Raw genomic sequence first — 21,402 nt, 5'->3', positions numbered from 1 at the left:
AGATCACCGCAGGTCGCAGGCCCGGGGGGTTTCGTAGTGATGCACGTGACCCTCCGCGGTCCTGCCGTCAGGGCAGGTCGTGTGCTCCACGCTTGATGTCGGCGGCCAGCCCGCGGAAGCGTTCGGCCGGAAGCGTGATACGGGGGCCGCTCGGGTCCTTGCTGTCACGCACGCCGACGTCTCCAGAGAGGTTCGCAACCTCCACGCAGTTGGACTGGCCGCTCGTGCCGCTGCGGCTCGACTTGCGCCACTGGATCATGTGTACTTCTCCAATTCGGCCTCCAGGAGGGCCCGAGAAGGGCCGACCGGGGCGGCTATGTCGCTAATCGAGTCGTACCATACTGTCACCTCTTGGACATCGAAAGGGTCCATTAGGAAGCAGCCCCGCATCGCCGCTTCGGTGTAGGCGAGATCCCGGTCCCCGACCGTGAGGATCATGAAAGGGCCGTCGAGTCCCGGGTGAGCCCCCACCTCGTTCTCTACTACACGGACGTTGACATGGGGAAGCTCGCTCAACTCGATCAACCGGGCGAGTTGGCCGCGCATGACATCCGGGCCTCCCACGATTTGCGAGACTGCCGCCCAGCCGAGGAAGGCCGTCACCCTCGGCGGCTTCGGCTTGTCGAACACGGCGGCCTGCCGTGAAAGTCGCCGCTCAAGGTCCACTTCGAGGTCATTCGTCGTCCCGGCGCTCAGTGCGGCACGCGCGTAGTCCGGTGTCTGGAACAGCCCCGGGATGACTGATGACTCCCACATCCTGAGCCTTGATGAGCGAGCCTCCAACTCGGCGAGTTCCAGCAGCCAGTTGCCCTCGTCGGCACGCTCGGCGAACCCGATCAGGGCCGTGAACATGCCGTCCGTGTTCCACACGCGGTCGATGATCTCCGCGTGCTCCCGCTTGAGCTTGAGCGTGTTGGATTCGTACCGGGAAACAGTCGAACGGTCACACTCAAGCAGGTCACCGAGAGCCTGCCCCGACATCCCGTGTGCTTTGCGGTAGCGGCGCAGGTGAATCGCTATGAAGTGCCAAATCGATCTTGACGGGTCGAGTAACTCCCGTGCACGCATGGCCTCTCCCGTTTGTTGCGGATAGTTCCGGAACGTAGCGAGCGTAGCTCAAAGCGAGCACGCTTACACCCGAAGTAACCGGAGACGTTCCGAAGGTCGTAACGATATGTCCGCACCTGCCCCAGAAATACCGACCCTTCTTCTCGATCCCGACAAAAACGCACCGGCGTTGGCGAGAGAGTTCGTCGCCGTGCAATTCAGGGAGTGGGGCTCCACAGACGACTTCATGGCGCGTCTGGTGGTGTGCGAGCTGGTGACCAACGCCTGGCGGCACGGCGAGGGGCAGATCATCCTTCGTATCTTCCGCGACGTCCGTGCGGACTTGGCGGTGATGGAGGTGTGGGACCAGGGGGACGGACTGCCGGTGATCGGCCCGGAGGACTGCGAGGCGACCTCGGGCCGGGGCCTGCTGCTGGTGTCGCAACTCGTGCACGACTGGGGAACCCGACCAATCACGGAAGGCGGAAAGATCGTATGGGCCAAGTGCGCCCTCTGAGCGTCCAGGTTGAGCAGCGCGTCCTGCGGTGGCGGACGTACCGGGGCCGCGCTACGGCGGAAAGGTTCCTGAGCCTGTTGGCCGTGGCTCTGGAGCCTCGGGGGTGGCGCCTCGTCCGGCTCTATCGCGCGCAGGGGTTCCCGGTTCCGCTGCTGTGGGTCTACGCCAGCGGCCCAGACGATCACGTCGGGCTCGGGGTGGTCGTGCTGGCCGTTCCGGGCGGTGCCTGGGGATATCACGTCGCGGAGCCCGGCCGGCGCAGCTACCTGGCTCCCTGCGGTGACACCAAAGCCGCTGCCGAACAGGTCGAAGACCTGCTCAAGCGCCGCATGTTCCCGACTCCTGGTAAGTCACAGGAGGGACGACCCCATGGGGTGGGCTCAGGGATCGTTCCTCATTCTCGGCGGTGACGCACGGCCCCGGCTGGGGAACTCGGGCCGTCGCTCGTCACCGCCCACCCCGCCTCTCTGCTTCATCCCTGGGGCAGAGAGGCGGGGCACCGCCGAGCATGCGCTACCTGCTGTGCTTCCAGTGTCGCGCACATATGCGTGGTTCGTAGCGACGGTGATCGGCAAGGCGGGCCGCTCCCGGGCGGATCGAAATCACCGGGGTCGTCAGGTGCCTTCAATCTCGCGTAGGCCGCGCCTGAACTTCTTCTGGACGTCGTTCATGGAATTAAGGCCAATATAGTAAGCGATGGCCGCGTTTCCGATGACTTTTGTGGCTCCGCTCGCGATGGCTCCGGAGATCACGTTACCCGCTCCGGGGATAAACTTGGCCAAGGCACGGGCGGCCTCGCGGAGGGCGAAACCTGCACCTACGTTGATGCCGAGTCCTGCCAGGAAGTCGCGTGCCGTGTCCAGCGACATCTCCCTCCCAGATATGTAAGCGATCACAACGATCATCATCACTTGCAGTGACGTGATCACCGGCATGTCCGCTACTGGAATCGGCGTAACACCAACAGCACCGCAAACGCTCGCGAAAAGTATGACTACACGCTTCGCCATCTTTTCTTGGACTTGGCGAAACTGCGCGAGGCGCGTGAACTCCAGCAGCGCCTCGTCAGGGATGGCCTCAGCGATCTGTGCGGCAAGCCGCTCGATGCCCCATCGGTAGTCCCGATTGGGATTCGGGCGGCCGTCCGGAAGGAGGTAGAAAGAGGCGCAGACGGCCATCGCCTCTGCGGCGAGGTGCTGCCAGAGGAACTCCCGCCCACGCAGATGCCGGTTGAACACCTGCACCGCCTCATCCACATGCCGCATCTTCTCCGGATCGCCCTCACTCAGCCGGACGTCGGAGGGCTCCATCTGATCGCATTGGGTGAGTACCGGGATTATCTTGACCCGGGCTTCCTCCGGCACATTGCTCTGTTCGTCCAAGGCCGCACGCAGAGCCATTTCCGCGAAGTCCAGGTCGGCGCTTATGGCGGAATCGACCTGCCGGGCTTGGACGCAGAAGAGAATTACATCTGGGCAGTGCTCGGCGATTGCTGTGCGCACCGACTCCTCGACCGTAGCGTGGGGGTCGTCCTCCGTAGGCCGTGATCCCTCCTGCACGCCCCGAGTGTCGAGGACCTCGACCGAGCGCCCGCCGAATTGCAGCGTCTCCCACTTGGCTTCCCCCGTCTGCGCCGTGACATGACCGACCGGACGCAGCTTCGCGGAGGCGATCGCATTGATCAGCTGGGATTTCCCCGCACCACGGCGGCCCAGGAGCATGACCCGCGGAGGACGCCGATCATGCAACAGGCCATGCAGGTCTTCAACCTCCTTCTTCACCTTTTTCCGAACCGGCCCGGGCAACTCGTCGAGCAAGCTCGACAGCTGCTTAAGAACCTTGTCCATGCGCGATTGGCCGTCCTGTTCATCCGCCATTTTTCAACCTTGTCCTGATTGTGGCCTGGTGGGAAACTTCTAACCGACTTTACCCCGGAGCCCGCGTCCAAGCGGGTTACGCACGAGAAGCTCATCCCGCAATATTTCCGCTACTTGAGCACCAAGCCTCCGGAATGTCACGTCGGCATCACCCCATTGGGTTCTCCGTCCGCATTTCTGTCAGGCGGCCTGGATTTAGGTACCGACTTATTGGCGTCGTTGGATCATCTGCCTAAACGAATCTGCATGGTCGATGCAGAGCTGCGCGTGTGCCTGGTTGGCAGCAGCTTCGGTGAACAACGGGGCGGGCCGCACCTGGGCCGGCGGGCCACTGAGCGCGGACGTCGCGGACAGGCACTGCGTCAGGTTCTCCCGCGACTCCTCCGCGGTCAGCGTCGGCTTCACGGCTCACTGCCTCCGGCATCGTCGGACGGAATAGGCCCATCCCAGCCGGACGCGCGGAGGCGTTCGGCGAACACGGCGTGGGCCTGGCGGTACTCGGCCTCTCGGTCGGCCTTGTAGAAGGGCGCCTCGTACCCGTCCGGTACAGGGCCATTGATCTCGGGGTCCAAGTGGTCTTGGAGCTGCTTGAAGTGCTCCTTCGTCTGTCCGTAGCCAAAGGTGTTGTGGTTGCCCGCGATCTTCCGCCCGTTCGCGTCGAACCAGATCTGCGCCTCGTAATCGGACAGGACGGGGTACCGAGACCGGTAGATCGCGACGAGTTGCTCGGCCGTCATCCCGAGCCAGAGCGCGACCATCGCATCCAGTTCGACCAGCGCCGCCCGCCGTTCGCGCTCGGTGCGGAGCGGCGTGCCGTAGTTCCACTCGGACGTGAGGGCGGACGGGCTGTTGAGCGGAGCCAGCCCCGGCCAGTCGACCGCCCAGGTCTCGTCGCTCCAGGCCGGGTCGTACAGCTCAGCCCAGAGATCGGCATAGGCGTCGGTCAGGGAGTTGAGCCGGAGAGTGCGGAGCAGAAGTTGCGGCGCCAGCGGATGACCTGGGTGTCCGGCAGGCATATTGGGCGCATCGCCGATCTGGAGGTCAGCTCGACCCGTGATACGCAACAAGTAGTCCAGCGGCAGCGCAGCCCAAAAGCCCGCAGCTAGCGCCGTCCCACGATTGTCAGGCAGAGCCAGCGTATGGACCGCATTCACATGGGCAGGGCCAGGTGGGATTAGCGCTGCAAAGAGAGATCGCTCATTGGCAAGCGGTATTCTTCGCCTCCACGCAAGCCTATAGAACTCTGTATAGCGGCGACTGCAACCATCCGAACTCGTCCATCGAACTTGCTCAACAAGATAGCTTTCCTTGTCGGAAGCCCGTACATAATTGGTGACGGGGACAGCCTGCACGGGAAGCTCATTCAAGTCCCACGCCAGATAGTCATTCTTGTTCCGACAAGGAATATTCGGCCGCTTGGCGAACGGAGTAGCCTGCGAAAAGTGTGGCCCTTGCAGAATGACAGCATTAAGCGAGGTCGGCTGCCCGGTCTGCCAGCGTATATAACCGTCCTTCTTAGCGTTCGCTTCGTCATATCCGCGACTAATTCTGGACCTGGCGTCGTCTAGGCGTTGCGAATACCCAGCCAATGCCCGGATCGCGCCCGCTTCTGCGGTAGTGACCGGATACAGCAAGACAGTATGATCAAGTGGCGCTTCCGTCGCGCCAGCAAACTTGCGCCATTGCTCCAGCAGCGGCCTGTCCACTCGGATCATGCGGTCCCGGTGAGGACGGAGGTCCCACTTTCCCTCCTGCCTTACGCCCGGAAGGTCCCCCTCACCCTCATGCTCTAGCGACTCACTCATAACAGTCGGCTCAAATAGCCAACACATATGAATGAACTCTATTTCATTCCGCCTTACCCCATAGATGTGAACACCAAACTCTAGTCGATCTTCGCCATCAAACAGGAAGCGCGAATTCATAAAGTGACCATGGATGCGAAGATGATGATAAGCGGCCGCCCGCAGACGACCTTCCTTGCTTCCGCCGAAGTGAGTATCTGGATGAATAAGGCTTGCTATACCAAGATTGCTCAGATTCCTCCAAGCTCGGACCATGAATCCTCGATACAGGTCCGGCTGAGTGCCCACCAACAACGCATAACTGGCTTCCGACCCAAGGAACTCTACTGTTGCAGCATTGACAGCAAGCTCGCCCGCGAAATAATCCCACGTAGGATTATGTCCCAGAATGGCAGTCTTTTTCTTCCTCCACTCATCCGTGTCGGGCTTTTCTGCAAGCTTGAACCATGGCTCCCACTCCGCCAGCACTGCGTCCTCGCGCCAGCGAGGCCGGACCCATGGAGGATTACCTACCTGAAGGTCGAAGCCACCGTCCTTGAATACCTGAGCGAACATAAGTTCCCAGTGGAAGAAGCCCTGATCCCTCGCGATGTCCTCGACAGTCGGCAACCAAGGGAAGCGCTGGTTGAGGCGGAGGTCGCTGTCCATCCCCGTCCAAATCGGGAGTTGGTTCTCATACTCCTCCAACTCCGCGAGGCCGCTGAAGCGGTGGGCCAGGGAGTCTTCCGGAACGTCCGCGCGGCCGAGGGCGGCTTCGGCGAAGTCAAGCCAGTCATCCAGGTCGGCCAGCGGAATTACGCGGCGGACTTCGTCCAGCTTCGGTTTGCGGCCCTTGGTCTGCCTCCACTTTGCGCCGCCGCCGGTGGCGACCTTCGCTTGGGTGACAGCACCCGCGAGGTCGAGTTGCTCGGGCTGCGTCCCGAAGAGTGAGTCAGTCACGTAGACCTGCGAAAGGCCAGTTTCTTCGGGCTGGAAGGAGAGACAGTCTCCGTCGGGCGAGATGATGTGAACGGGCTCCAAATCGTCCGATGTAGTGCCATAGGGGCCAGCGGTACCGTCCAGCAGATCGACCTTATCAAGAGGCCAAAACCAGAGGGCGCACCAGGCGTCCATGACAGTCTTCAGCCGCCAGTACGGGGTGCCGGGCGCGGTCAGGTCGTCGTAGACCTTCTCCTTAGGGACGGCCTGTTCCGGCTGCTCGATCCAGTCGGCGCCCCAAACCTCGATGGCGCGGCTGACCTCTCGTTCGGAGATCGTAAGGCGCTGCACAACCAGTCCCCACAGGTACTCGGCACGCCGGGAGAGAGCCTGGAGGCGCTTGAGCTGCGTGGTCTTGCGGCCCTTGTCGGAGACCTTGGCCCGCATCTTCCTGCGCCAGGCGGCGAGCTGCTTGGCCTGCTCGGGAGCCAGGTTCTTGGCCTCCTTGGCGCCGGCCACGGCTCCCCAGCCTTCGGCTGGCAGAAGGAAGTGATGCACCTTGCCGGACGGGATCTCGCCGTCGCGGAACGGGATCTCCTCCGGAGCTTCCTTCAGCCACGTGCCCTTCGTAAGCTGCGCGGCCTCGTACACCTTGCGGCCTGCGCCGATGAGGGAGTTGCCTCGCCGCAGGTGAAGCCCGAACCACGGGGCCTGGAGGCCGGGGTGCATGACGTTCAGCCAGAGCGACACTTCAGCCAACTCGATCGCGGTGTCGTTGAGGTCGACGCCGTACGAGTTGTGCAGCGCGATGTACGCCTTGGCCCGCTGCAACTCCTCCTCGTACTTATCCGGGTCGATGTCCTTGCCGAGTTCCTTCTGACGGCGCTTGAGGTACTCAGCCGCGACCTGGTTGATCGCCTCGTTGAGGAACGCGCCAGACCCAAGAGCGGGCTCGCAGATCTTCCAGCCGAGGATCTCGCGGGCCGTCGTGGTCGTCCCGTCCTGGTCGAGTCGATGCTTGAGCGCGAGCTGAACCGTGACCTGCGTCAGCGACTCGGGCGTGTAGTACGACGCGGACGTCTCGCGGTCGCGGCCGGCGAGGCGGTAGACGAACGAGCCCTTCTCGTAGCGGAGGAACTCTTCCTCACCGTGAAGGTCGTCGTCCTCGTTGCGGCGGACGAAGACATCCTGTGGGTAGTCGTCAGCCTTGGAGGCGGGGATCATCCATGAGCCGTCCTTCGGGTCGCCGTTCTTCGCGACCTCGTACAGGTCCTCGCTCGCGATGAACCCGGTGTACGACATCAGCCCCTCGTACACCGCGCCCAGCTGGTTGATGCCGAGCTGCGCGTACGAGATGAACCCGCCGCGCTCCTTGCGGCGCCCCTTGGTGAGCATGAGGCGGCGCAGCACCCGATGAAGGGTCTCGTTGCGGAGGCGCGTGTCGATGACGCGCTCGTCCTCGTCGTCGTCCACCGAGATGGAGCCGATGAGCTTCACCGAGTCCGGCTCGAACAGGTCGGAGCGGAGGGGCTCGAAGCGCAGGCCCTCGTCGTCCGGGCCGTCCTCGCTGCGGGCGGTGCGGGGGCGGTAGCCCTTGTTGACCATCCGGAACAAGAGGTCGAGCGACTCGTACAGGTGGAACGAGTTGCGGGCCTGCTCGCCGGTGAGGTCGTTCACCACCAGGTCACCGAGGCGGGCAAGGCTGTAGCCCTTGAGGTAGTCCTGGTCGTTGGTGGGGAGGATGCCGAGTTCCGGCCGTGCCTCCGCGTACAGCAGGAACAGGATCCGGTACAGGTACCGCAGCGACTCGCGGCCGAGCCGGCCGGCCAGCTCGCGCGACTCCATGACGTCCTCGGGGTCGACGTCCTGCTCGCGGATCCGGTCGAGGACCTCGTTGGCGATCAGCTCGACGGATTCCTTGAGCCCGTCCCGCAGCTCCTTCGAGACGCCGACCGCGTGGTTGCGGGAGCTGGTGAGCAGTTCGGCGAGCGGCTCGTCCCCGCCCTCGGCCGGGGGCAGCAGCGAGTCGGCGCCGAAGAGCGCGGCGATGACCTCCAGCTCGGCGTTGTCGTTGCGGCCGAGGGCGACGTCCAGGCTGACGGCGAGGTACCGGCCCTCGCCCCAGCTCGCGCGGTCGGCCAGGACCGCCACGCCGCCGGCGAGGATCAGCACGTAGCGGGGCGGCTCGTCGGTGGCGAACAGCCAGGACGCGAGCTTGGTCCCGTCCTCGATCCGCTCGTTGGGGGCGAGCTGGAGCGGGTGGAGCACGCCGGAGTCCATCGCGGCGTCCACGTCGGTCGCCCAGCCGCATTCGATGGCGATGAGGTGCTGGTCGGCGTAGGCGACCTGGACCGTGTGCTCCTCGCCGGTCCGCCGGACGGTCAGCGCACGCGGCTCCGCCTCATAGCCGAGGGCGCGCAGGATCATGCCGTGCAGCTCGCCGAGCTTCTTCCGCCATTCCGGGAGGTCGTCGGGGACGAACTCCTCGGTGCGGAGCCGCTCGTCGAAGTCGGCGAAGTACTTGCGGTCGGCGAAGTACGGCTTGCCGAGCGCGCGGAGCCCGCGGCGCGGGGTGACGCGGCCGTCCTTCTCCTCGTCCGTCCAGCGGGCGTGGAGGCCCCGCTTGACGTCCTTCGGCAGCACCTCGGCCAGGTAGTGCGCCGAGAAGTAATCGCCGCGGTTGACCAGCGAGTCGAGCCTCACTGCGTGGCCTCCTGGGGGACGAGGACGGCGAGGACCCGCAGCAGCGGCTCCCCGGTGGTCTGCAAGGATTTGAGCAGGCGCTGCTGCCGTTCGACGGTGTCGTCCACGCGCGCCTTCACCCGCTCCTGGTGGGACGCGTGGGTGACGTCGAGGGTGAGCTGCCGCCACGACTCCAGGTGGTCGCGGTAGTCGTTGAGCGGCGCGACGATCTCGGCGTCGTAGTGGGCGCGACGTTCTTCGAGGTGGCGGCGCGCGGTGGCGACGGCGTCCCGGACGCGGGCGGTGAGCGGGCCGAGGTCGATGGGGCGGCCCGTGTTCGTCATGTCCGGTCCGACCCCGGCGGCCGCCAGGATGTCGGGCATCTTCCCGGGCAGCACCCGGCCGGACGCGACCGCCATCCACTCCACGACGGTCGGCTGGCCGAAGTGGTTCGAGTACACGCCCTGCACCAGGTACGTCGGCTCGTCCACCCGCGCCACGATGACGGGCGCGGTCTGCCGGCCGAGCTGCACCAGCACCTTGTCCGTCACCCAGTCCACGAGGGGATGCAGGTCGGACAGGTAGGCGATGTCGGGCCACAGGGTCTTCTGGTCGCGGGCCTCGGCGAGCTTCCGGGCCGCGAGGGCGCGGTCGAACGTGACCTTCATCCGCTTCTTGACGTCGTGCGTCCGCAGGTAGTCGGCGGGCAGCGCGGACAGCCGGTGCACGAGGTCCTTGGGCGGCGCGAAGGCGAGGAGCGCGCCGTCGTCCTCCAGGCCGGGCAGCAGGTTCAGGGTGTCGATGGCCTCGCCGACGAATTCGCGCGTGTCCGCGAACAGCCGGGGGACGTCCGCGCGGGGCGGGGCGCCCTCGGTGACCTGCCCCTCCACGGGGCCGAGCAGGTCGCCGAGCAGGTCGTCGATGGGGACGTCCGGGACGGACTCCTCCACGGTCTTGCCGGCGAGCAGATCCTGGATGAGCCGCCGCTCCTCCGCCTCCGGCCGGTACTCGCCGGTGATGGCCTCGGCGGTGCCGAAGGCGCGGTGTGCGGTCTCCTCCTTCTCCAGCAGCTTCGCCGAGACCGTCCGGTCGTCCTTGACGCCGTCGACGCGGGAGGTGAGGAGGAGAGCGGAGAACTGGGGCTGGTGACGCTGCCCGTAGCGGTCGATGCGTCCGTTGCGCTGCTCGATCCGGATCAGGCTCCACGGCACGTCGTAGTGGATCAGGTGGTGGCACTGCCGGTGCAGGTTGACGCCCTCGGACGTGACATCGGTCGTGATCAGCAGCCGGACGGCGCTGCCGCTCAGCCCGAACCGCTCGATGATCTCCATCTGCTGCTGGTCGGTCATGCCGCTGCCGAGCATCTTGTCGACGGCCTTGGCGGGCAGCTTCAGCCGCTTCGGCAGGACGTCCGCCAGCCAGTTCACCGTCTCGACGCTCTCGGAGAACACCACGGCGCGGTTGCCGTCCCGGACGATGATCTTCTCCAGCTCGGTGACGAGCGCGTCCAGCTTGGACGAGTCCTTGTCGGTGATCTGGCCGGCCAGCTCTTTCAGGGCGGTGAGGGCCCTTATCTCGCGGTCTTCCTTGGCGTTGCGCAGCCGGTTCGCGACCGTGCTCTGCAGCGCGCGATGCGACGACAGGAACGCCTTGAGCAGCGTGTACGGGAACAGCCGGTTGCGGGAGTTGACGACCGGGCCGCCGGTGCGCTCGTCCCCCGCGAGCCACACCTGCGTCAGCTCCTCGAAGACCTTCTCCTCCTTCGGCGTGGCCGGGCAGGTGATCGGGACGGACGGCCCCCGGTCCGGCCACTTGGCGCCCATCTGGTCCCGGACCTCCGGGCTGATCTTCGTGCGCCGGATGTAGAGGTGATCGATCTGCTTCGCCTCGTACCTCTCCGCGTCCACGATCGCGGCCGGGTCGAGCATCCTGATCAGCTCGGCGAAGGACTCGGCCTTGCCGTTGTGCGGGGTGGCGCTGGCGAGGAGAAGCGCGTCGGTCCGGCGGGCCAGCAGCTTCGCCAGCCGGTTGCGCAGGCTGCGCTCACCGATCAGGTTGTGCGATTCGTCGATGACGACCGCGTCCCAGTGCATGTGCTCCAGGTGCTGGCCGTACTTGCCCTCGTTCTTGAGCGTGTCGACCGACACGATGATCCGCTTGTAGTGCGTGAACGGGTTGCGTCCGGCCGGAAGCTCCTGCTGGATGCGCTCGATGCCGACCGAGTCCAGCCGGATCAGCGGGATCGCGAACCTCGTCCACAGCTCCCGCTGGAACTGCTCCAGCACCTGCTGCGGGGTGACGACCAGGATCCGCTCGCCGCGCCCGCGCCGGATCAGCTCCGCCAGGATCAGCCCGATCTCCAGCGTCTTGCCGAGGCCCACCACGTCCGCGATCAGCAGCCGGGGCCGGACGCCCCGCAACGCCAGCTCGGCGGGACGCTGCTGGTAGACGAGCGGGTCCAGCAGGAACCGGTCGGACAGCGCCAGGCCGCGCTCCGTCTGGGGCAGCGGGGTGCGGCGCAGGACCGCTTCGAGGAAGAGGCGGCTCTTCGCGAACCGCGGCGTGCCGTCCAACTCCAGGACGGTTTCCTCCGGCCGGAGCAGGCTCACCTTCTCCAGGTCGGTGAAGAAGACCGCCTCCTCGTCCCGCACGAACTCCGAGGCGCCCACCGCCGTGATCTTGTGGCCGTCCGGCACGGGCGCGCAGGTGCGGACGATCCACTCCGCGTCCCGAACCTCGATACGGGCACCGGGCGGGTAGGAGGTGTCGGTCACGAACAGGCCCTTCTCAGAACGGAGCGGTCACCGCGTAGGCGGTGCGGAGGCGGTCGGCGAGGCGTGCCACCACCGAGCCCGGCGGCGCGACCTGCGACAGGTCGACGCGGCGGCGCGGGGGCGGCGGGACGTCCTCGGGATCGGATTCGCGCTCCACATAGGTTGCCAGGGTCAGTGCCCGGATCGCCGCCGGTAGCGGGCCGCAGAGCACTTCGAGCCGCGCTCGGACCTCGGCCACCGTCGGCCTGCCGCCCGGATCGTGCGCCAGCATCGCGGCGACCGGCACGGCGAACGTGTCCGGGAGCCCGGTGACGTCGGGCGGCGCGTCCGCAGAGATGATCTTCGCCATCAGCGCCACAACGGTGTCGGCCTTGTAGGGGTAGTGGCCGGTCAGCGCATAAAGCAGGGTCGCGCCGAGCGAATGCACGTCCGCCGCGGCGGTGATCTGCTTGGGCGTGACGGCCTGCTCCGGCGCCATGCACGCCGGCGTGCCGAGCGTCGCCGTGGACGTCGTCAGATCCGTAGGCCCCTCGGCGAACGCGACCAGGCCCAGGTCGATCACCATGGGCCCGTCCTGTCCGAGGATGACGTTGGCGGGCTTCAGGTCACGGTGCAGCAGCCCCGCCGCGTGGACGTCGCCCAGCGCATCCGCCAGCAGGACGCCGAGGGCCGCCGCATGCTCGACGCTCAGCGGACCCCGTTCGCTCACGAACTCTTTGAGCGTGAGGCCGCGCACGAACTCCATCGCCAGCCACGGCTGCTCGTCGTCCGCGTCCGAGGCATCGACGAGCGAGGCGATGTGCGCGCCCTGGACGGTGCGCAGCGCCTCTGTCTCCCGCGCGAAGCGTTCCCGGACCTCGTCCCGGTCAATGAGATCCGCGCGGATCACCTTCACCGCGACCTGCTCACGGTCATCGGTGACGCCGTAGTAGACGCGTCCCATGCCGCCGAAGCCGAGGCGCCCGTGCAGGGTGATGCGGCCACCGATCCGCTGGGGATCAGACCGGTCCAACGCCTCCACGCTCACCCGCCCCGTCGTCACTGCTCGCCGTGGACATCGCCATTTCGTTTGAGCAGGGTAGCTCTCGAGACGACGTGATCGGCGGGCACCACCAAGATCAACCGGAACTCCCGCACCCACCAAGTCCGGAGTGTTTCGATTTATACAGGAGTTTGCGTGTTGACTCAATACACAAGGCCGAAAGTGGTCGTCGACAGACCTCGTGGCCGGCGCCGCCGCTACCAGCTGGACGGCCGAACCGCCGCGCCCGTTGACAGACCGTCCGCGATTCTCGCCGGAACAAAGCGACACCCCCGCACGGCATGGCAGGCCCGCTGTTCCTCACCGTCGACGCCCCGAGGAGGCGCTCCGCCCTCGCCCGGCTCCGGGAGATCACCGACCCCTACCTCGACTCCTGAGCCCCGGCTCGAACGGCCCCGTAGCCGGAACGAGAGCAGGACGACCTATTGAGCTGAAGGGTCGGCGAACACGCTGACCGGGGCGCATACGCCTGATCAAGCCGCGCGGGGACGTCTGGCAGGTTGTACCGTCAGGGGATGCGACCTTCGGAGGCCTCCTCACAGCGGCCGCATCGTTCGCCACGGTGGCCCTGGGGCGCATTCGCAGCGCTCGCCCTGCAAGCGTCGCTGTTCGGCGTCATAGAACTCAGCGACGCCGACCTCAGCAAGTCGCCCTGGCTCGCGGTCAGCCATGTCCTGATGGTCACATGGCCGATCAGCCTCATCGCAAGCCTGATCGGCTTCTATGCGCTCCTCCACTCCTGGTGGATGCGCCGAACGGCGCCTCTTCGAATGGTTGATCAGGGCGGACACGGAGATCCCCTGACAGGCGGGCACCTCGAACGCCGTCGGCCAAGGACTCGCGGACATGGATGACGGGCTCCCGGTCTGGCGCCGCCCCAATGCCAGGTGGACGGTTGAAGCACCGCACACGTTGACGGTGGGGTTGGTCAGGTCGGTTCGCAGATGACGACCGGGATGGTGCGGTCGGTCCAGCGCTGGTAGTCGGCGTACTCGGGGTAGAGGTCGACCAGCCGCCGCCAGAGGTCGGCGCGTTCATCGCCTTCGGCGGTGCGGGCGATCATCGGCCGCGGGCGGCGGCCCGGCTGGACCGCGACCTTCGGATTGGCGTCGATGTTCAGGTACCACTGAGGGTGCCGCCCCGTTCCCCCTCGGGAGGCGACGAGGACGACGCGGTCGCCGTCCGGGAGGTACAGCAGCGCCATCGTCCTCGGCTTGCCGGACTTGCGGCCGAGGGTGGTGAGCAGGCAGACGGGGACCCCGGACGGGAAGGCGCTGCCGAAACGGAACCGGCCGCCGACGCGTCCGCCGGTGGCCCGGAAGAGTGCGACATGTCCGCGGGTGACGACCTTCATCGCAGGGACGAACAGCGCGGAATCGAAGAACTTCGGCCTGCTGCTGGGCACCGTTCACTCCGTCCTCCGGGGATGGTGCCCAGTGTGCCGTTCCGGCCACGGATGCGCAGCCCGCGTCCCGCTTTCATGGCCGGAGACCTCGAAGGCGCAAGCATCGGCACGGGGCGGCCGAGGTCGGCAAGGCGCGGAGGGACGGCCCCCTCCCAGCGTCCCTCCGCGCGGTCTTCACGGGTTGAGAACCGTCCTCACCAAGGAGGATGAAGCGGGTGGTCCGACGATCGTCGTGTTCCTGAGTGATGATGTTCAGCGGGCATCCCGGTCGCGCCTGCTGGTGGGGCACAGCAGTGAACTCCGCCTGACCGCCTACGAGAACGGAAGGCCGGCTCAGTTGTGGGGAGTCCAGCCTTCCCGGCCGTAGCGGCTCAGCGCCTTCTCGATCTTTGCAACGTGCGGGTCGTCAACGCGGCCGAGGGGGATCAGGAGTTTCCAGCCGGGTTTGGTCCGCAGGCCCCAGACGGGATAGCGCTGCCAGGCCGTGAGCCGGTTCAGGCGGGCCCCCGGTGCCGGGACGACGTGGATACCGCAGAACTTCCCCATGCGGCCCCAGATCCGGGAGTTGCCGAGCGGCTGGATGGCCACTTGCTCGATGTCGCCCCAGGCCCATTCCAGCCGGTGGCCGTCGAGCGTCGCGATGATCCCGGCGTCACGGACGGCGATCTCGGCCGCCCTCACGTTGAGTGGCCGGGTGGACGCCCCGTAGGCGCTCACGAAGGACAGGAGGCTGCCCAACCCCACCGGAACCGCCCATCCCTTCTGCGCACCTTGGCCTTCGAGCAGCGTGGTGATCGCGTAGGTGAGCAGGACCACGCCCGCGAGCGCGTAAAGGACGAACGTCGCCCACGATTGGCGGGGCTTCCAATTCACCGTGGTCCCCGCGGATGTGGGGACGCGCAGGCGGCGCGTCCCCACCCGGGGGCTCGGCCGCGTCGTCTCATCGGTGGGCCGGGTGGCCACGGCCATCTCCCGCGGATCGGCCGCGGGGGTGGCGGCGGATGGGGTAGCGGTGCCGTGCAGGAGGCGGTGCAGGAGTTGCTCGGCGGTGGGACGGTCGGCCGGGTCCTTGGCCAGGCAGGAGGCGACGATGGCGCGCAGCGGTTCGGGCAGGTCACCCAGGTTGGGGTCCTGGGTGAGGACGCGCTGGAAAACGGCCGGGACGCTGTCCTGGCCGAACGGTGCCCGGCCTGTGGCGGCGAAGATCAGGGTGGCGCCCCAGGCGAAGATGTCGGCGGCCGGACCGACCGGCCGTGCGGCGACCTGTTCGGGCGCCATGTAGGCGGGCGTACCGATCACCTGGCTGGTCAGGGTGCTGATGGCGTCCATGGCGCGGGCGATGCCGAAGTCCACCACCCGTGGCCCCTGATCGCCTAAAAGGATGTTGGACGGCTTGAAGTCACGGTGCACCACGTCGGCGGCATGGATGGCGACCAGCGCCGTGGCCGTGCCCACGGCCAGCCGATGCAGATCGTCCCCGGTCAGCGGGCCACGTCGGCGCACCGCCTGCGACAGCGTCGGACCGTCGATGAACTCACTGACCAGATACGAGACGTCGCCCTCCACATCGGCGGCCAGCACCCGGGCGGTGCAGAACGACGCCACCCGCCGGGCCGTACCGATCTCGCGGGCGAAGCGGACCCGCGCCCTGGAAGCACCGTCCAAACGCGTATGCAGCAACTTGATCGCGACCAGCGCCCCGTCGGACGCCTGGCCCAGGAACACCGTGCCCTGGCCCCCGCTGCCCAGACGGGCGGTCACCCGGTATCCGGCGACGCTGGCAGGATCTCCGGGCTCCAGCGGTGTTCCCTGCGGCATGGGGGCCTCCGGTGGGAGCGTGCGACGCCCCGCGATGGTAGCCCGCCCTCAGCGAGGCGGCGTTCCACAAGCGTCATGAACGGGCTGAGCAGTCACCACCGATCGGCACCCCATGCGGGCGGCGACCAGGTCTTCGGCCTTCGCCTCAACTCGCCGATGCCTGCGGCGTCCCGCGTCGGCGAACGGCCTGCGCCACCAGGTCGACCAGGTGGTCGTACCGGGGTTCGTCCTCGGCCAGGCCGCGGAAATCCGCCGGCACATGGTTGTTGGCGAACTCCCTGAGCTGGACATCCGCGATGAGGACCGGGACGAACTTGCGGTCCTGCTCGATGGACCGCCGCATGAGCGTCTCGTACATCGCCTCGACCCAGTGCGGTGACTTGGACGCCTTACCGAAGACGATGATCCCGTGCGTGGATTCCAGCACCGCCTGTTCGAGGGTATGGGTGATCTTTTTGCTGGGTTGCAGAACGACCTTGTCGTAGGCGAGTTTCACGCCTTTGGCCTGGAGCCGCTGGATGAAGCCGGTGACCCAGGCGGTGTCCTCCTCCGCGTAGGCGATGAACGCGTCATAGCCGCCGTCCCGCCCGTCCCCGGGACTCGGCAACGGCGGCACCCGCCGCTTTGGCCGCCTTAGCTGATGCCGCACCCCCACCCAGGTGAAAAAGGCGCCCACTACTCCCGCGAGAGCCGCGATTACCGGTGCAACGGAGCCCACTATCCCCATGACAAAAGCGTAGGCCGCCATGCTTGGTGGCAGTGGGCGATCGCCGCATCCGCCCACCCCTGTCCAATTGTGGACACGATTAGTGACGCGGCACCGGGAAGGGGCTCTGCAGAACGCTATCCCGGCCGGATTCCCCGCTGTCCGCACGCCGGCACTACAGAACAGATCGTTTCGGTGCCGGTCTGGCCATATCGTGGCGAGGCGCGTCCGGGCGGAAGACTCGGCGGGGAGGGGATGCCGTGGTGCCACGTCGGTCGGCATGGCTCTGGAAGGCCGCAGGGTATGACGAGGTCCTGCGGCTCGGCGACGCGGTCGTCCTGGTCGAGGAAAGCGTCACCGGGGCCCGCGCCGTCCTCCGGTACGTTCCAATGCGCGTCCTGGCCAATCGCAAGCGATATCCGGAGCTTCGTACGCAACTGACCAGACTCGCGGAAGTGTCCGACCCGCGGGTACTCCCCTTTCAGGATTTCGTCACCGATCCCCGCCTCGCCCGTCCTGACCTCCATGTGGGCACCGGGTACGGCGGGGCCCTGGTCTACGAGGCGGTCGCGGGCGCCGACCTCCGCCGGCTCCTCCAGCGCAACACGCCGCTGGCCCCCGAGGCCGCCCTGGTCGTGGCCAAGGACGCCCGCCTCGGGCTGGCCGCCGCGCACAGGCACGGCGTGCGTCCCAACGTGCTCGCCCCGCATCGGATGATCGCCACGGACGAGGGCCGGATCCTCCTCACCGGCCTGGCCCTGGGAACGATCGAGGAGCCGGATTTCCTTTACCGGGCCCCCGAGCTGTGGCGGCACGAACCCGATTCGATGGCCGCCGACTGCTACTCCCTGGGGTGCGTCCTGTTCGAATGCCTGACAGGCCGCTCCCCGTTCCGCCGTTCGGCCCTCTTCAGCCTCATGAGCGCGCACACAACGGCGGCTCGCCCGCTGGAGGTCCTTCCCGTCCCCCTGCGCCCCCTCCTGGCCGAGGCCCTGGCCAAAGAACCACCCCGCGACCTCTCGCCAACGAAGATCGACGCACTGGCCAAGGCGACCTACGGCCCCGACTGGGAGTCCCGGGGCCGCCGAGCCCTGGCCGAACGAGCGGCCCCCTTCATCCAACCCTTCCCACCCCCGGCCCCGCGTCCGCCGATGCCGTAGCCGTCGCTGGAGGGGGCATGGTGCCGAAGAGCCGATTCGGCACGGAACGGACGCGCGGCACTGGAAATACCCTTAAGCGGATCATCGACTCCTCCGCGCGCTTCCCGGGCAGCGGCTCCGACGCCCACGTCACCGAATACGGTTCGACTTGCACATATATAGGAAACGGTCCCGGTCGAGTGATATTTCTGCTGCTCCGATAAGGAAGAATCTTCGATCAATTGTCACGGTCGGGTTATTCTCCGTAAACTGACGGCAAGGTCCGGTGGTCCCACCCATCCGTTGCGATCCCGGTTCACCAGACCATCGCCCGGATGGATTGTGTGGCTTTCGACCGCTGACCCGGTCGCCATCCCCAGGGGGAAGGGGTGTTGGTGTGGCCGAGGCGTACCTGGCATACGGGCGGCGGGACGCCGAATGGACCCGGATGCTCTGGCAGCAGCTCACCCGGCACGGTCTGCGGGTCTTCTTCGACGAGCTCATGTTGCCGGGCGACGGCGTCGTGCACACCCTGGAGCAGGCCATTCGGGACACCACCGCCGGGATCGCGGTGTTCGGCCCCGGCCTGGCCGGCAACGGAAACGACGGGTGGGCGCTGACGGAGTACTCCGCACTGCTGCAGTCATGCGCGGAGCGGGGCCTGCCGTTCGTCCCCGTCACCTTCGGCGGCGCGCCGATCCCCCCGTTCGCCCGGGACTGGGTCTGGGTGGACTTCGGGAAGGCCACCGGCCAGGCGTTCGACGACAAGGCCGCCGACCTGGCACGCACGCTGCTGGGGAAGCAGACGGCGGGCGTTCCCGAGGAGACGGTGCTTGCGGCCCCGCCCCGTCCGCTGACCGAGCCCGAGCAGCGTTCCGTCGTGGTCTGCTACGCCCCCGCGGACGCCGAATACGGCAGGCGGCTGGTGGAGCGGATCGGCCGGGCGGGCCTGCCGGTCTGGTCGGTGCGGAGCCTGCGGCCCGGCGACCGGCATGTCTGGGCGATCCGGCGGCAACTCCGGTACGCGACGGTGATCGTGGTGGTGATGTCCTCCGCCGCGCAGGACTCCGACGACATCACCAGGATGATCCTGGAAGGCCAGTGGCACGGCCGCCTGTTCCTCCCGGTCCTGCTGGAGGGCGACCGGCACTACCTGCTGGCCGACCTGTGGTGGGCGGACGCGCGCACCGGCGGCCCCCTGGACGATGGCGCCCTGGCGCAGCTCGGCCGGCTCCACGAGGCGGCGCTCAGCGGACGTCCGGTCGCGCAGGCGGACGTGCTGCCCGAGCCCTCGACCGTCGTCCCGTCCGTGCACGTCCCCGCGGCGGTGTCGCTGGAACGGCTCCGGGCCGCGCTGGCCGAGCGGGAGATCGAGCACGCCGACCTGCTGACGACGTCGTTGCTGCTGGAGGCCGCGGACCGGCTCGACTCCGGCTGGCTGCGGCGGCGGGACGGCGCCGGTCTGCCGTGCGCGCTGCTGTCCGGGGCGGACGCGCTGTGGGCGGCGGCCTCGGACGGTCGGATGGGGTTCCGCGCCCAGACCGCCATCGCCCCGATCAACGGCGGACGGCACACCGAATTCCTGACCCTGTCGACCAAGCTCGGCTGGCGTTCGTCGGCGGACGAGGCGATCCCCGCCTACCGGGAGTTCGCCGCCCGGGCCATGGGCCGGCCCGGCTTCTTCCCCACGCTGCGCAACCCGCGCAGCGAGCAGCACATGGACTGGTACGACCAGTGGACCCAGACGGTGCTGACCGTCCATGCCCGGCTACGCGAGTGCGGAGTGCGATCGTGACCATCCTGATTTTCCTGGTGCCGGCCGCGCTCGCCGCCGGCGCCGGCTACCTCTACCGGCTGGGCCGGCACGTCGTGCCGATCGACCATGTCGGCGTCGTCCGGCGCGTGCGGGGCCGTCCCCACCCCGATCCCGCGTACCGGCGGGTGGTGCCCTCGAACGCGCGAGGAGTGCTGGCGCGCACCCTCTCCCCGCAGCGGCCGGTCTGGCTGATGCCCGGGTTCTACACCGTGGAGCCCGTGCCGCGGATCCACATCCCCGAAGGCATGATCGGGCTGGTCACCGCGCGCGAGGGCCGCCAGCGCCCGCGCGACCGCGCGGTGGCGCTGCTGCCGGCGGGCGTGGACTGTGACCACTTCCAGAACGGGGAGTCCTTCCTGCTGCACGGCGGCGAGCAGGGGCCGCAGGCGACGACGCTGGCCGGCGGCGCCTCCTACTACCTCAACACCGAACTGTTCGAGGTGCGGACGGTGCCGCGCACCTATGTGCCGGCCGCGACGGTCGGGCTGGTGATGGCCAAGGTGGGACGAGTTCGCCAGCCCGGCCAGCCGTTCGCCGAGCATGTGCCGTGCGACGACTTCCAGGACGCCGAGACCTTCCTGCGCGGCGGTGGGGAGATGGGGCGGCAGCTGGCGGTGCTCTCCGGAGGCGCCTACTACGACATCAACCCGGACGTGTTCGAGGTGATCACCGTCGAGAACGTGGGGGAGGGCAGAGAGGGGCTGACCGCCGAGCAGCTCAGGGATACCACCATCCCGGTCGGCCATACCGGAGTGGTGATCATCACCGACGGGGCGGAGCCGCGTGAGAACGAGACGGTGGGGCCCGCGATCGGGGGGCATCGCGATTTCCGGCTGCCCTGGGTGTTTCTGGCCAACGGCGGGCGTCGCGGCGTGCAGCAGGAGACCCTCAAGGAGGGGATGACCTGCTCACTCAACCCGTGGTTCGTCCGGGTGCTGCTGGTGCCCACCTATCTGCTCAACATGGAGTGGAACAAGAAGGACGCCGTCAAACAGGGCCAGTACGACGGGCGGTTGCACGAACTGGATCTGATGACCAGCCAGGGGATCACGCTGCGGGTCGAGGTCTCGCAATCCCTGCGGATCCCGTCTGCGGTGGCGCCTCGGCTGATCAGCGAGTTCGGCAGCTCGCCGAACGCGGGCCGGCTGGCCGGTGGCGCGCTGGTGGACGACCCGCAGCCGGTTCAGCGTTTTGTGGAACGGGTGCTCGGGGCCACCGTGGAGACGTATCTTCTCGAGATCGCGGCGGGTTCCACGGTCAAGGAGTTCCTGTCGGGGGTTCTCGACATCCGCACCAATCTCAGCTCCCAGGTGCGCAACGCCCTGAAGGCGTGGGATGTGGAAGCCGTGCGCACCAACATCGAGCGGGTCACCTCTCTGGACCAGGTGTACTACGCCGAACGGCAGCGGACCTTCGTCGCCGAAACCGAGAGTGAAGTGCTCGACCAGGAGCAGGTGAACACCGACAAGCAGGTCGCCATCGACCTGAAGAAGATGGAGACCGAGAAGCGTCGCGCCATCCAGCACATCCAGGCCGAGGCCGAACTGCTGGGGCTGGAACATGTGCGGATCACCAGGATGATCCAGGAGATGTCCAAGCTGCCGGTGCCGTCCTACATGGGCGGCGACCTGTCGGGCTACCTGGAATCGATGCCCATGAACGTGGTGCGGGAGCTGCTGCTGCGGATAGAGCAAATCCGTGACGGCGAAGCGTCCCCCCAGGTTCGCGGCGGCGAGACCCCTCCAGAGATCCTCGAAGGCGAGGAGTCATCGGGGGAGCCCACGAGCTGATCTCAAATACGGGGTGGCCGCTCGCCCCTCCCCGAGGGGGAATGCGCAAGACGCCCGGCCCAGGAA

13 protein-coding genes are annotated in these 21,402 nt (G+C 67.2%); 4 read left to right on the top strand and 9 right to left on the bottom strand.

Going from position 1 to position 21,402, the window contains the following annotated elements:
* Positions 1-67: 67 nt before the first annotated feature.
* Entirely contained in the window at positions 68-259 is a 192-nt protein-coding gene (locus ACQP1N_RS01540; RefSeq protein WP_067795204.1) for a DUF397 domain-containing protein, read from the bottom strand.
* On the bottom strand, positions 256-1,068 hold the full coding sequence (locus ACQP1N_RS01535) for a helix-turn-helix domain-containing protein (protein ID WP_433228671.1): 813 nt from the start codon (positions 1,066-1,068) through the stop codon (positions 256-258). The genes ACQP1N_RS01540 and ACQP1N_RS01535 overlap by 4 nt, the downstream gene beginning before the upstream one ends.
* A gap of 106 nt (positions 1,069-1,174) precedes the next feature.
* On the opposite strand from ACQP1N_RS01535, the gene ACQP1N_RS01530 reads away from it, so the two are divergent.
* Positions 1,175-1,564, top strand: coding sequence for an ATP-binding protein (locus tag ACQP1N_RS01530; protein WP_084262684.1), 390 nt, complete (start codon positions 1,175-1,177; stop codon positions 1,562-1,564).
* A gap of 614 nt (positions 1,565-2,178) precedes the next feature.
* On the opposite strand, the gene ACQP1N_RS01525 is transcribed toward ACQP1N_RS01530, so the two are convergent.
* From ACQP1N_RS01525 to ACQP1N_RS01495, 7 genes are all read right to left on the bottom strand, one after another.
* Positions 2,179-3,441 carry a GTPase family protein gene (locus ACQP1N_RS01525; RefSeq protein ID WP_433228670.1) on the bottom strand — a complete coding sequence of 421 codons (1,263 nt, stop codon included), beginning with the start codon at positions 3,439-3,441 and terminating at the stop codon, positions 2,179-2,181.
* Between the two features lie 401 nt (positions 3,442-3,842).
* Positions 3,843-8,867, bottom strand: coding sequence for an Eco57I restriction-modification methylase domain-containing protein (locus ACQP1N_RS01520; RefSeq protein ID WP_433228669.1), 5,025 nt, complete (start codon positions 8,865-8,867; stop codon positions 3,843-3,845).
* Positions 8,864-11,620 carry a DEAD/DEAH box helicase gene (locus tag ACQP1N_RS01515; RefSeq protein ID WP_433228668.1) on the bottom strand — a complete coding sequence of 919 codons (2,757 nt, stop codon included), beginning with the start codon at positions 11,618-11,620 and terminating at the stop codon, positions 8,864-8,866. The genes ACQP1N_RS01520 and ACQP1N_RS01515 overlap by 4 nt, the downstream gene beginning before the upstream one ends.
* Positions 11,621-11,633: 13 nt before the next feature.
* Entirely contained in the window at positions 11,634-12,632 is a 999-nt protein-coding gene (locus ACQP1N_RS01510) for a serine/threonine-protein kinase (protein ID WP_433228667.1), read from the bottom strand.
* Between the two features lie 958 nt (positions 12,633-13,590).
* Positions 13,591-14,067 carry a nitroreductase family deazaflavin-dependent oxidoreductase gene (locus ACQP1N_RS01505; protein ID WP_433228666.1) on the bottom strand — a complete coding sequence of 159 codons (477 nt, stop codon included), beginning with the start codon at positions 14,065-14,067 and terminating at the stop codon, positions 13,591-13,593.
* 333 nt (positions 14,068-14,400) lie between these two features.
* Positions 14,401-15,885, bottom strand: a complete 1,485-nt coding sequence (locus ACQP1N_RS01500) for a serine/threonine-protein kinase (protein ID WP_433228665.1) — start codon at positions 15,883-15,885, stop codon at positions 14,401-14,403.
* A 145-nt stretch (positions 15,886-16,030) separates the two neighbouring features.
* Positions 16,031-16,492, bottom strand: a complete 462-nt coding sequence (locus ACQP1N_RS01495; protein WP_433228664.1) for a toll/interleukin-1 receptor domain-containing protein — start codon at positions 16,490-16,492, stop codon at positions 16,031-16,033.
* A gap of 359 nt (positions 16,493-16,851) precedes the next feature.
* Between ACQP1N_RS01495 and ACQP1N_RS01490 the strand changes: the two genes are divergently transcribed.
* From ACQP1N_RS01490 to ACQP1N_RS01480, 3 genes are all read left to right on the top strand, one after another.
* Complete coding sequence (locus ACQP1N_RS01490) at positions 16,852-17,751, top strand: protein kinase domain-containing protein (protein WP_067795244.1); 900 nt, start codon at positions 16,852-16,854, stop codon at positions 17,749-17,751.
* 376 nt (positions 17,752-18,127) lie between these two features.
* Complete coding sequence (locus ACQP1N_RS01485; protein ID WP_433228662.1) at positions 18,128-19,525, top strand: TIR domain-containing protein; 1,398 nt, start codon at positions 18,128-18,130, stop codon at positions 19,523-19,525.
* Complete coding sequence (locus ACQP1N_RS01480; protein ID WP_067795249.1) at positions 19,522-21,336, top strand: SPFH domain-containing protein; 1,815 nt, start codon at positions 19,522-19,524, stop codon at positions 21,334-21,336. Before ACQP1N_RS01485 ends, ACQP1N_RS01480 begins: the two co-directional genes overlap by 4 nt.
* The last annotated feature ends 66 nt before the right edge of the window (positions 21,337-21,402 follow it).

This window comes from Actinomadura formosensis (assembly GCF_050948385.1).
Taxonomy (GTDB): domain Bacteria; phylum Actinomycetota; class Actinomycetes; order Streptosporangiales; family Streptosporangiaceae; genus Spirillospora; species Spirillospora formosensis.
This window is presented reverse-complemented; position numbering and strand designations above follow the sequence as displayed.